10 protein-coding genes and 1 pseudogene are annotated in these 12,103 nt (G+C 55.7%); 6 read left to right on the forward strand and 5 right to left on the reverse strand.

The annotated features are described in order from the left end of the window. Nucleotides 1–470, reverse strand: a 470-nt coding sequence (locus tag RI563_RS03840) for a metallophosphoesterase family protein (RefSeq protein WP_310693027.1), incomplete at its 3' end; no start/stop codon positions are given. A gap of 29 nt (nt 471–499) precedes the next feature. After that, complete coding sequence (gene ppa, locus RI563_RS03845) at nt 500–1,048, reverse strand: inorganic diphosphatase (protein ID WP_310693028.1); 549 nt, start codon at nt 1,046–1,048, stop codon at nt 500–502. A gap of 213 nt (nt 1,049–1,261) precedes the next feature. Here ppa and RI563_RS03850 point away from each other — a divergent pair, with 213 nt between their 5' ends. After that, nucleotides 1,262–3,268 carry a sodium-translocating pyrophosphatase gene (locus RI563_RS03850; protein ID WP_310693029.1) on the forward strand — a complete coding sequence of 669 codons (2,007 nt, stop codon included), beginning with the start codon at nt 1,262–1,264 and terminating at the stop codon, nt 3,266–3,268. 158 nt (nt 3,269–3,426) lie between these two features. After that, nucleotides 3,427–4,056 (forward strand): annotated as a pseudogene (locus RI563_RS03855) (adenylate kinase); the annotation flags it as partial. A gap of 354 nt (nt 4,057–4,410) precedes the next feature. On the opposite strand, the gene RI563_RS03860 reads toward RI563_RS03855, so the two are convergent. Both RI563_RS03860 and rnd read right to left on the reverse strand, forming a co-directional pair. Beyond that, nucleotides 4,411–5,565, reverse strand: a complete 1,155-nt coding sequence (locus RI563_RS03860; RefSeq protein ID WP_310693030.1) for a phospholipase D-like domain-containing protein — start codon at nt 5,563–5,565, stop codon at nt 4,411–4,413. A gap of 77 nt (nt 5,566–5,642) precedes the next feature. After that, a complete protein-coding gene (gene rnd, locus RI563_RS03865) occupies nt 5,643–6,797 on the reverse strand; it encodes a ribonuclease D (protein ID WP_310693031.1) in 1,155 nt (384 codons plus the stop codon). Between the two features lie 89 nt (nt 6,798–6,886). Between rnd and RI563_RS03870 the strand changes: the two genes are divergently transcribed. The 4 genes from RI563_RS03870 to RI563_RS03885 are packed head-to-tail and all read left to right on the forward strand — an operon-like array spanning nt 6,887 to nt 10,070. Continuing rightward, nucleotides 6,887–7,426, forward strand: coding sequence for a hypothetical protein (locus RI563_RS03870; RefSeq protein ID WP_310693032.1), 540 nt, complete (start codon nt 6,887–6,889; stop codon nt 7,424–7,426). A 29-nt stretch (nt 7,427–7,455) separates the two neighbouring features. Further along, nucleotides 7,456–8,823, forward strand: a complete 1,368-nt coding sequence (mpl, locus tag RI563_RS03875; protein WP_310693033.1) for a UDP-N-acetylmuramate:L-alanyl-gamma-D-glutamyl-meso-diaminopimelate ligase — start codon at nt 7,456–7,458, stop codon at nt 8,821–8,823. Between the two features lie 18 nt (nt 8,824–8,841). Then, nucleotides 8,842–9,468, forward strand: a complete 627-nt coding sequence (locus RI563_RS03880; RefSeq protein ID WP_310693034.1) for a flavin prenyltransferase UbiX — start codon at nt 8,842–8,844, stop codon at nt 9,466–9,468. A gap of 23 nt (nt 9,469–9,491) precedes the next feature. Beyond that, on the forward strand, nt 9,492–10,070 hold the full coding sequence (locus RI563_RS03885; RefSeq protein WP_310693035.1) for an LON peptidase substrate-binding domain-containing protein: 579 nt from the start codon (nt 9,492–9,494) through the stop codon (nt 10,068–10,070). Nucleotides 10,071–10,091: 21 nt separating this feature from the next. On the opposite strand, the gene RI563_RS03890 is transcribed toward RI563_RS03885, so the two are convergent. After that, nucleotides 10,092–12,103, reverse strand: a 2,012-nt coding sequence (locus RI563_RS03890; RefSeq protein ID WP_310693036.1) for a bifunctional DedA family/phosphatase PAP2 family protein, incomplete at its 5' end; no start/stop codon positions are given.

A 12,103-nucleotide genomic window follows, 5' to 3' on the forward strand; every position in this document is an offset into this window, starting at 1 on the left:
TTGCCCATGGCATAGGTGGGTTCGGCACCGATGCCGCCGACGGTGCCGGGGTTGACGTACAGTGTATGGCCCTGGCGGATGTTGATGATCGGTTCGATCAGGGCGCGATGGTCGTGACCGCAGCAGACCAGGTCCCATTCGCCGGTGGTGGCCATGGCCCGGGCGTAGTGGGGATAGTGGACGATGAAGATCTTGCGTCCCGCCAGTTCGATGCCGGCATCCTGACCGTGATAGTGGATCATGCTGTCGGGATCGTGGGAAAGTCGGGCCATACTATACATGTCGCCGGTGTTGTTGCCATGAATGACATGCACTGGCAGACCAAGGGGGTTAAGAATGCGAAGGGTGGTAGGGGCGACCACGTCACCGCAATGCAGTATGGCTTCGGCACCGCGCTGTTTGCCGTCCTCGACCGCCGCCTTGAGCAGGAAGCGGTTATCGTGACTGTCGGAGACAATACAGACTTTCATGGCCGAAGCGCTTTAATAACGTTAATTTATCAGAAGCAGGGTTTTTCCGGGGCGTTGTTGTAACGCTCGATGGAATCCAGAATTTCCTGATGCGCGGCCTGTTTGTCGCCCCAGCCATCGATCTTGACCCATTTGCCTTCTTCGAGATCCTTGTAGTGTTCGAAAAAGTGGGCAATCTGGTCCAGTAACTGCTGCGGCATATCCTCGGGGGATTCAGCGTTGTTGTAGAGCTGGCACAACTTGGTAATCGGCACGGCCAGGAGCTTGGCGTCGGGACCGGCTTCATCGGTCATTTTCAGAATACCGATGGGGCGACAGCGCACCACCGAGCCGCTTATGACCGGCATGGGGGTCACCACCAGCACATCCACCGGGTCGCCGTCCTCGGACAGGGTATGGGGAACATAACCGTAGTTGCAGGGATAATGCATGGCGGTGTTCATGAAACGGTCCACGAACATGGCGCCGGTGTCCTTGTCCACTTCGTATTTGACCGGATCGCTGTGGGCCGGGATCTCGATGATGACATTGATGTTATTTGGGATATCCTTGCCGGAATTCACTCTGTCCAGGTTCATTGCTCAAGCCTCGAAATGTGTCGGATTTGGCCACCGGAGTGTGTGATTGACCAGAGAATCGGCCGGGGCCGCAAAAGCGGCTATTCTATCAGCACCGGCATCAAACAGAAACGCCGGACATTGTCAGGCCAGCGACCTTTGGGTAATGTGGGATTGTCATATTACCGTACCTGTAATAATGGATAATAACCTTAAATAGAATAGGAGGCAGGTATGTCGTCACTTATCTGGGTACCACCGATCATCGGCATTTTCGGCCTGGCGGCCGCACTACTGGTTTTTTATCGCATCAGTCGCTATCCGACCGGTGATGGTCGCCTGCGGGAGATCGCGGGAGAAATCCATCGTGGTGCCATGGTGTTTTTGCGCCGGGAATACCTGCAGCTGACCCTGTTTTCCGTGGTGGTCGCGATACTCCTGTATGTTTATCTCGGGGTGGGTACCACGATCTCCTTTGTGGTTGGCGCGCTCTGTTCGGCCGGCGCCGGTTATATCGGCATGCAGGCTGCAACCTACGCCAATGTGCGCACCACCCACGCTGCCAATACGGTCGGCGCCGGCCGGGCCCTGAGCGTCGCCTTCTCCGGCGGGGCGGTCATGGGGCTGACGGTTGCAGCGCTGGGACTGATTGGTCTTGGGGGGTTGTTTGTGGCCTACGGTGGCGATCCCGCGGGCTCGCATGTGATTCATGGCTTCGGTATGGGGGCGTCTTCGGTGGCTCTGTTCTCCCGTGTCGGGGGCGGCATTTTCACCAAATCGGCCGACGTGGGCGCGGATCTGGTGGGGAAATTCGAGGCCGGCATCCCCGAAGATGATCCGCGCAATCCTGGTGTTATCGCCGATAATGTGGGCGACAATGTTGGTGATGTGGCCGGCATGGGCTCGGACATTTTTGAATCCTATTGCGGGGCGATGATCGCCACTCTGGCGCTGGCGGCGGTGATGTCAGAGGCCGCGCTGACCCGGCTGGGTTCCCAGGCGACGTTGATGTTTCTGCCGCTGGCATTATCCAGCATGGGACTGTTGTGCGTACTGGTCGGGATTGCGGTAATGCGTCTGTACCAGAACCGCGGGGCGCAGCAGGCGATTCGCTACTCTCTGCTGGGTACCGCCATGCTGTTCATGCTTGGCGCCTGGCTGGTGATTAGCGCACTGGGGGTCCATATCGACGTCTGGTTTTGTGTGTTGCTGGGTGCCGCCGGCGGCATGGTGATCGGCCTGTCTACCGAATATTACACCGCCGGCCGGCCGGTGCGGCATCTGGCCGAGGCGTCCCAAACCGGTGCGGCTACGGTGATCATCACCGGCCTGGCGACCGGATTTCGTTCGGTCCTGTTTCCGGTACTGAGCATTGCGCTGATTATCTACCTGGCCAGCCACTGGGTCGGTTTGTACGGCGTGGGGATCGCCGCCGTCGGCATGCTGGCCACCGTCGGCATGACCATGGCCATCGATGCCTACGGACCGGTGGCGGATAACGCCGGCGGCATCGCTGAAATGGCAGAACTGGGCGAGGAAACCCGCGAGATTACCGATGCGCTGGATCGGGTGGGCAACACCACAGCGGCTATCGGCAAGGGTTTTGCGATTGGCGCGGCGGCGCTGGCGGCACTGACGCTGATTACCGCCTATATCCAGACGGTCTCCCATAACCTGCCCGATTTCAATCTGCAGCTGGCCCAGCCAGAGGTGCTGGTAGGTATGTTCATTGGCGGGATTTTCCCGTTTCTGGTCACGTCCATGACCATGACGGCGGTGGGCGATGCGGCCTATACGATGATTCAGGAGATTCGGCGCCAGTTCCGGGACATCCCGGGATTGATGGAAGGTACCGCCAAACCGGATACGGACCGTTGCATTACGATTGCCACCGATGCCGCCCTGCGCAAGATGCTACTGCCTGGCGGCATGGCGGTCGCCGCTCCGCCACTGGTCGGCTTTCTGATCGGCCCCGAGGCATTGGGTGGCATGCTGGGTGGGGCCCTGGTTACCGGCGTGCTGCTGGCGCTGATGATGTCCAATGCCGGCGGTGCCTGGGATAACGCCAAGAAGTATATCGAAGGCGGCGAACTGGGCGGCAAGGGATCCGACAATCACAAGGCCGCCATCGTGGGAGATACGGTGGGCGATCCGTTCAAGGACACCTCCGGGCCTTCAATGAACATCCTGATCAACGTACTGGCGATTGTCAGCCTGGTGATCGCGCCGTTGTTGAGTTAGTCAAAGTGGTCAAAATTGCGGCGGATTCACATTGACTTGACCCATGTCAGGGATTAGTTTTAATCAACATGTGCATACAGACAGCAGTCTGTTAACGACAAGAATTTTCAGTGCAAGCCGCACTCATGACAAATACAGCCAACGGAGTATAGAAAACAATGAGAATCGTACTAATTGGTGCGCCGGGTGGTGGCAAAGGCACCCAGGCCAAACTGCTGGTAGAAAAATATGGCATACCGCAGATTTCAACCGGGGATCTGCTGCGTGAGGCGGTCTCCAAGGGAACACCGCTGGGTATGCAGGCCAAGGCCGCGATGGATGCGGGACAGCTGGTCTCCGATGACATCGTACTGGGCATGATTCGCGAACGTCTGTCGCGACCGGATACCGACAAGGGCTTCATCCTGGACGGTTTCCCGCGCAATACAGCCCAGGCCGAGTCCCTCGATCAGTTGCTCGGGGACATGGGCAAGCCGTTGCAGGTTAGTCTGCTGATCGACGTGGACATGAATGTGCTGGTCAAACGCCTGACCGGTCGCCGTACCTGCAGCTCCTGCGGTCAGATGTACAATATCTATTTCTCCCCGCCGCGGATTGAAGGGGTTTGCGACAAGTGTGGTGGCAAACTGACCCAGCGCGAAGATGATAACGAGGAGACCATTCGCAAGCGTCTGGATGTTTATCAGGAGCAGACCGCCCCGCTGGTTGATTACTATCGCCGTCAGGGCAAGCTGCGTACCGTTCAGGGTGTGGGTGAAATCAGCGATATTTTCGCCGCGGTAGAGCGTATTCTTGCCAGTCTGCCGGGTACGGAAACCGCCGCAGCCAAACCGGCGGCGAAGAAGGCGGCAAGCAAGAAGAAGGCCGCGAAGAAAAAGACTGCCGCGAAGAAGAAAACCGGCACCAAGAAGAAGACGACAAAGAAAAAGACGGCTGCCAAGAAGAGCAGTAGTAAAAAGAAAGCCACAAAGAAGAAGGCCGCCAAGAAAAAGGTAGCCAAGAAGAAGGTGGCGAAGAAGAAGGCCGCCAAGAAAAAGGTCGCCAAGAAAAAGGCGAAGAAGAAAGCCAAAAAGAAAAGCGCCAGAAGGCGGCGCTAGGTAAAAAAGGGGGCTTCGGCCCCCTTTTTTATGTCTCATACCCGATTATTTTCGATAACGGCGTGCGACAAGCTCGATCAGCATAACCAGTCGGGCGGCCAGCCATTCCTGCAGCCGTTGGACTCTTGAACGGGCCAGCCAGTCATCGAGTGTGATTTCCCGGCTCTGTGCAAAGTCAGTCTCAAATAATTGTGCCACCTGTGCGGCGAAATCCGGGGCATCGATTTCCTGGTTCCCATCCAGGTTCCAACGCTGGTTCCAGCGGTCCAGATTGCTGGAACCGATCGTGCACCAGTCATCACACAGCCCGATCTTGGCATGGGTAAAGCGAGGCTGGTATTCAAATATCCGGATGCCGTGCCGTAATAAGCGATGATAAAATCCACGCGCGGCATGGGATACCCAGGGATGATCGCTCAGGGGGCCGGGCAGCAGCAGTCTGACATCGACACCGGCCCTGGCGCGACGAATCAGGGCACGACGAATCTTGAGTGAGGGAATGAAGTAGGGCGTGGTCAACCAGACGCGTTGGCTGGCATGGCGGACCTGTTTGATAAAGGCTCGTTTGATTTCCTGCAGTGATAATCCGGCGGAGAGTGCCACGCGACCCGATTGCCCCGGGCTGTATTGCTGTTTGCTGTAAGCGGGAAAATCCGGTAATTGACCGGTTACGGTTTGCCAGGTATGGGAAAAGACCTGTTCCCAGTCAGCCACCACCGGACCCTCAATCTGTACCATTACCTCATGCCAGGCCTGTTGCGGCACGAACGGCGGGGCAAAGGCGTCACTCAGGCCGGTGCCACCAGTGAAGCCTGTGACGCCGTCAACCAGTAGTAGCTTGCGGTGGTCACGGCGCAGGCTGCGATAGAAGCGCCGGTAATCAAACGGGTTGTAAAAGACCAGCTTGATATCCTGGGCCAGCAGAATCTCCCGGTCCAGCGGTTCCAGAAACCGGCAGCCGTAATCATCCAGTAACAGATAAACAACCACGCCACGCTGGCGAGCTCTGATCAGGGCTTTGATAAAATGGCGGGTTACATGCCCGGATTCCACCAGATAAAGTTCCAGCAAAATAAAATACTTTGCCTGATCAATCGCCGCCAGCATCGTCGGGAAGTATTGCTCCCCGTCCACAAGCAAGGAAAACCGGCACCCGGTATGCCAGTGGAAGTGATTGTTTTGTTTATAGGGCAAGGGCATGGTCGGGCAACCAGTAAGGACAGGTGGCTTGCAGGCTGAGAATGTAACCCGGGGCGCAATGTCGTTGCCAGCGGGATTCAGTTTGCGTTCTGGATTTGTAGCTGTCCATTATGGATTTGAATAAACGTTTTGCCTTCCAGCATGTCGAGCATTGGTTGGCCGGCAATATGCTCGCGCCAGCCCTTGAGTAGCGCCAGCTCACGTTCGCCTCTGACCAGGCGTTCAATTTCCTTGCGGTTGGCGAGTGTTGCCGGGCTGATCTGGCTGTTGTAAGCCAGATACTTGAGGTAGAGCAGGAGACTGTCGATGAGTAATTCCTGATCGCGATCGGGAATAAATCGATCCCGTGTTTGCGGGAGTTCGGACTCGGGCAGAGTACGAGCCTGCCGGATTGCTTCGAGGAGCTGATCGCCGTAATCCCGTACAACCGATTCGGGCAGCCCGCGAATGGCGGCCAGTTTGTCGGGCTTGTCAGGTAACCGTTGTGCAAGGTTCAACAGCACATCGTCACTCAGTATCCATTTACGGGGCTTGTCCAGTTGCTGGGCGCGTTGTTCGCGCCATGTGGCCAGCCCCTGCAAAGCCGCCAGTTGTCGTGGCTTCAGTCGGCCATGACCACTGACCCGTTGCCAGCTTTGTGCCGGGTCGTTCTGGTACAATCCGGGATCGGAGAGGGCGGCAAAATCCTCTGTCAGCCACGCTTCGCGGCCAAGCTTTTTCAGGCGACGGTCAATTTCCGGATAGAGCTGCATCAGGTAGACCACATCATCGGCGGCATAAGCCAGCTGCTTTTCAGAGAGCGGGCGCTGGGCCCAGTCGGTCCGGGCGTGAGATTTGTCCAGTTGTACGCCGAGGACTTTTTCAACCAGCGCGCCATAACCGATCTGATCGGCAAAACCCAGTAGTGTTGCGGCAATCTGGGTATCGAACACCGGTGCGGGGATCCTGCCGGTCAGGTCGTAGAACAACTCCAGGTCCTGACGACCGGCATGCAGGAGTATGAGAATAGCCGGATCATATAATAATTCAAACAGGGGTTGCAGATGTTCAAGGCGCAGCGGGTCGAGAATGTAAACCTGATCCTCGCTGGCAATCTGAATGAGACAAAGCCGGGCGTAATAGGTTTTTTCGCGCATGAACTCGGTGTCCAGCGCCAGCACCGGGCTGAGGCGAAGGGTTTCGCAGGCCGCTTCAAGTTGCGGTATAGTCTCGATATATTGGTAATTTGACATGGGTGATGACACTACCAGTTCCACCCGATATTATCCACTGAATCAAATGCCGCTACACGCAGATAACAGACGCAAAACGGATGGTTGTAATGAATAACCGGTTATGGGCCTATGCCAGACCGCTGGTGGCGCGTTTCTGGGAAATCTGCCTGCTGCGCAAGGGGCCGGAGGATGTCCCCTATTCACCACTACTGCTGCTATTGTTGCTGGTCCTCGGCTATGCTGTCGACAATCTGCGAATCAATCTGTTGTTACCCGGGGTAACTATCGGGCAGCTGGCCGGCATCCTCCTGCTGCATACCCTGCTTATGTTATCCATGACGGCCGGTTTGCTGGCATTATTCGGGTATCGTGCACGAATCATTCAGACGTTGACGGCATTGACCGGAACCGGGATTATTCTCTCGGCGTTGATGTTGCCATTGGATTTTATTACTCGCCAGAATCCGCAGAACTTTACTATGGCATCACTGATCATCATGGCGATGCAAATCTGGAGCCTGGTGATTGTCGGACACATTCTTACTCATGCCCTGTCGGTTCATCGGCTGACCGGTGTTATCATCGCGATCGGTTACCTGATTCTGGGGCTGGCGGCGTTCAATACACTGCTGCCAGAGGTGAACTGAAGTTGATCCGGAAAGACACAGGGGCAGGCATGCATATTCATATTCTCGGTATCTGCGGCACGTTTATGGGCGGCATCGCTATTTTAGCCCGTCAGCTGGGCTACACGGTGACCGGTTCCGATGCCAATGTTTATCCTCCCATGAGCACCCAGCTCGAAGAGCAGGGGATTACGCTGATGGAAGGTTATACGCCAGAGCATCTTGAGCCCCGTCCGGATTGTGTCGTCATCGGTAACGCGCTGTCACGGGGTAATCCGGCAGTCGAATATATCCTCGACAGGGATATTCCCTATACGTCAGGGCCACAGTGGCTGTCGCAACATGTTCTTTCATCACGCTGGGTACTGGGGGTGGCCGGAACCCATGGCAAAAGTACCACCGCCAGTATGCTAGCCTGGATGCTCCAGGCGAATAATCTTGAACCCGGGTTTTTGATCGGCGGTGTGCCGGCCAACTTTGGCGTCAGCAGTCGCATCGGGCAGGCACCGTTTTTCGTGGTGGAGGCCGACGAATACGATACCGCCTTTTTCGACAAGCGTTCCAAGTTCGTCCATTACCGTCCGCGTACCCTGATCATGAATAACCTGGAATATGATCATGCGGATATCTTCCCTGATCTGGCCGCCATCCAGACCCAGTTTCATCATCTGGTCCGTACCGTGCCAGGCAATGGGCTGATCATTGCCAACCACGCAAGCCCGGCATTGCAGGAGGTGATGGCCATGGGCTGCTGGTCACCAGTGGAGTCCATAAATCATGGTGATGGCTGGTCAGCCAATCTGATCCACGAAGATGGATCGGCATTTGAGGTGCAATTTCAGGACCGGGTCATGGGGCAGGTCGAATGGGCGCTGTTCGGTCAACATAATGTGGAAAACGCACTGGCGGCGATTGCCGCGGCGCGACATGCCGGGGTACCGGCCGGACTGGCCATTGAGTCGCTGAGTGATTTTCGCAATATCAAACGGCGTATGGAGATTCGCGGCAAGGTCAATGGTGTGACGGTGTATGACGATTTTGCCCATCATCCTACCGCGATTGCCACCACGCTCAACGGTTTGCGCCGTCATGTGGGCAAGGCACCGATTATCGCCGTGCTGGAGCCGCGTTCCAATACCATGCGTCTGGGGGTACAGCGCGAGGCGTTGCCGGCGGCACTGGCACAGGCGGACAGGGCAATTGTTTTGCGCCCGGCTGGTTTGTCATGGGATATGGCTGCTATATTAGATCAGGCCACGTTGCCAGTTAGCATGGCCGACAGTACCGAGGCGATTCTTGAATCTATCCTGGAACAGATTGATGGCGACACGCATGTGTTGATCATGAGTAACGGCGGGTTTGAGAATTTGCATCAGCGACTGCTGGAGCGCCTGCAACAGGGCGAGTATATCCAATAAATATCAAGGCTGATAATTATGTCCGAATCGGTTAAACGCCCTGTGATACTGGCCATGACCGGCGCCTCGGGGGCGCCTTATGCCCTGCGCCTTCTGCAGTGTCTGCTGGACAAGCAACAACCCGTGTATCTGCTGGTTTCCAAAGCGGCGCAGATGGTACTGCAAATGGAAAGTGAACTGGATATCCCCGCCCGGCCGGCAGATATGCAGGCCTGGTTTACCAACTATTACCAGGCTGATCCGCATTTGCTGACGGTCTTTGGCAAAGAGCAGTGGACCGCGCCTATCGCAAGTGGTTCCCATAATGCCGGTCACATGGTGATATGCCCCTGCACGACCGGCACGCTGGCGGCGGTGGCTAATGGCAATAGTGATAACCTGATCGAACGGGCCGCGGACGTGATGCTCAAAGAGCAGCGCAAATTGATCATGGTGGTACGGGAAATGCCCCTGTCGGTGATCCATCTGGAGAATATGTTACGTTTGTCCCGCGCTGGCGCCACTATTATGCCGGCCAATCCCGGGTTTTATTATCAGCCACAGAGTGTTTCTGACCTGGTCGATTTCGTTGTTGCCCGGATTCTCGAGCACCTGGGTATTGAGCAGTCCCTGATCCGCTCGTGGGGCGACCCTGTCCCCGAATGAGTTGTATGACCGGTGGTATACCGATGAAAGTTACGATTCCCCTGTTTCCCCTGAACACCGTTTTGTTTCCCGGTGGTGTATTACCACTACGTATTTTCGAGCCGCGTTATCTGGATATGGTGAGTCAGTGTCTGCGTACGGATTGCGGGATTGGGGTCGTATTGATTCAACAGGGTCAGGAAGTCGGCAAGGCAGCGGAAACCTGGAATGTCGGTACACTGTGCAAGATTCGGTACTGGAATCGCCGCCCGGATGGCATGCTGGGCGTGACGCTCGAAGGTGAGCAGCGTTTCAGTATCCTGTCCCGCCAGATAAACAAGGACCAGTCCATTCAGGCCGAGGTGGAACTATTGCCGGAAATTATCGGTGGTTCACTGCCCGATGCTCAACAGTACCTGGCCCGTATACTGGACAATATTCTGAGCCAGCTGGAGCCCCCCTATTCAACGCTGGAGAAACACCTGAATGATGAGGATTGGGTAGCCTCGCGCCTGATAGAATTATTGCCGCTGGATATGGAAGTCAAACAGCGTTTACTCAGTGTCGATAATGCCAGCCAGAAGCTCACTGAAGTTGCCACGGTATTGAAACAGCAGTCCTGATATTTATGTTTCAATCCGGGGTTATTTAGCGTCCGCTTCCTGTCCCGTTTTTCCCCTCAGCAAGATAATCTGAAACTCGCCTGCTTCGTGATGGGTTGTCAGGACCCGGGTTGTCAGAACAGCGAGAAAGTTTTTCAGGGCCCGATTGAAATCGTCTGCTGTTTTAAGATACTTGAGAGGCCCGATACGAACCGTTTCCAGATAGGCAACCTCGCCGATCCACAACGGGACTTCCTGGCCATTATGTTGTACAAACAGATCTGATTGCCACAGGCGTACGGTTAACAGTTGTTGCGTTTGATTGTTGAACCGCACAAAGAGCAGATTTTCATAGCGCCCTTCATGCAGATGCGGAATCACAGGCAACTTCTCGATTTGCGTGGATGGCTGTAACCAGCCGCGCCAACGGCGCTCGTCGGGTTGCTGCCAGCCGAGCTCTTCCAAAGTGGTGATTATCGTTTTCCGGGGCGCGGCCCATTGCAGGTTCAGCGGGTATTTTTGCTGCTGCAGCAGATCAGAACGATACTGCTGCAGCGCCTGCCAACCGGTTTGTTGCCAGCCTGTCATCCCCAGACGGTAATACCGGGTTGTTTCGACGGCGGCCGGGAGCCCTTTGTCTAACTGACTTAGTGGATAGGTTACCAGCAGGATCAGGATCAGCGGGATGGGGTAATTCAGAGTTTTGAGTGGTAAGGGGGGTAAACCGATATGGCGTCGATAGCCGATGCCCAGAAAACCGACCCATATCAGCCCCAGTAATATTCCACCCAGGACATCACTCAGCCAGTGGATGCCAAGATAGAGACGGGCAAAGGCGATCAACAGCACCAGTGAAGCACTGATAACATAAACGCTGATGCGCAACATTGTTGGCATGTTGCGGGTCAACATGACAGCGATAAAGCCGTATACCGACGTAGCAATGGTAATGTGGGCACCTGGAAACTCCAGGCTGGAAATACTGGCGGTAATATCCGGGCGGGGGACATCAAATAACAGTTGCAGGGTGTGGACCACAATCAATGGCAAGGCCAGTGCCGCCAGAAGATGCCAGCCGGCCAGCCAGTTGCGATACAGTGCCGTCCAGACAAACAGGATCAGGGTTAGTGTGGCGAGAAACAGTTCATTGCCCAGGTGGCTGAAAAATAACATTACCCGATCAAAGGGCGGGTTATGTAGTTGTTGTAACTGAAAATAGATCAGATCATTCAATCCGAGAATCAGCGAATGTTGCGTCAGAAATTGTGACAGTGCAGTAAAGGCAACAGCAGCCGCTAATAGCATTAACGCCAACAGCGTCAGGATTCGCATTTCGGGATGACGGGGATCGATCAGGGCCGCTGGCACCCGGCCTATCAAGGGGTGCCGGTTGATCCAGTTAATGACATAACTGAACAGAGTATCGGTGCGCGGTACCAGAAAGTAATAGAGCTGGCGAATGAGCCAGAAGGCCAGCCACAGCAGTACCAGCACAATGATCAGCAACAGAGAAAGACGCCCGGCAAACTCCGCAGCCAGCTCCAGGGACAGACCGAAGGCCATGCCGGGCAACAATACGATGGGTCCCCATAACAGGGCAGAACCGACGTTGGTCAGAATGAATCGTTGGCGTGGCATGGCAAGCATCCCGGCAATGGCGGGGATCACCGGACGCAGCGGGCCAACAAAGCGTCCCAGGAGTATGCTTTTGCCTCCGTGACGATGGAAAAACGCCTCACCACGTTTCAGCAAGCCAGGCCGGTTGCGAAACGGCCAGAAGTTATAGAGTTGTTTGTGATAACGCTGGCCCAGCCAGTAGCTGATACCGTCGCCGGTAATAGCGCCAAGTATGGCGGCAGTGACGGTCCAGCCGTAGTCCAGGTAGCCGGTAGTCACCAGGGCGCCAAACACCACCATGAAAAAAATGCCCGGCACGATCAACCCGACGAACGCCAGCGATTCGCTCAGCGCAATGACAAAGACCAGCAGGGCCGCACTGACCGGATGCTGACTCAACCATTCGAATAAGTGAACAAAACTGGCCATCGACATAG

The sequence above is a fragment of the Thiohalophilus sp. genome (genome assembly GCF_031581315.1).
GTDB lineage: Bacteria > Pseudomonadota > Gammaproteobacteria > UBA6429 > Thiohalophilaceae > Thiohalophilus.

Excerpts from the sequence above, each read along its gene's own strand:
- ppa (WP_310693028.1), bottom strand. The coding sequence starts at position 1,048 with ATGAACCTGGACAGAGTGAATTCCGGCAAGGATATCCCAAATAACATC.
- RI563_RS03850 (WP_310693029.1), top strand. The coding sequence starts at position 1,262 with ATGTCGTCACTTATCTGGGTACCACCGATCATCGGCATTTTCGGCCTG.
- RI563_RS03860 (WP_310693030.1), bottom strand. The coding sequence starts at position 5,565 with ATGCCCTTGCCCTATAAACAAAACAATCACTTCCACTGGCATACCGGG.
- rnd (WP_310693031.1), bottom strand. The coding sequence starts at position 6,797 with ATGTCAAATTACCAATATATCGAGACTATACCGCAACTTGAAGCGGCC.
- RI563_RS03870 (WP_310693032.1), top strand. The coding sequence starts at position 6,887 with ATGAATAACCGGTTATGGGCCTATGCCAGACCGCTGGTGGCGCGTTTC.
- mpl (WP_310693033.1), top strand. The coding sequence starts at position 7,456 with ATGCATATTCATATTCTCGGTATCTGCGGCACGTTTATGGGCGGCATC.
- RI563_RS03880 (WP_310693034.1), top strand. The coding sequence starts at position 8,842 with ATGTCCGAATCGGTTAAACGCCCTGTGATACTGGCCATGACCGGCGCC.
- RI563_RS03885 (WP_310693035.1), top strand. The coding sequence starts at position 9,492 with ATGAAAGTTACGATTCCCCTGTTTCCCCTGAACACCGTTTTGTTTCCC.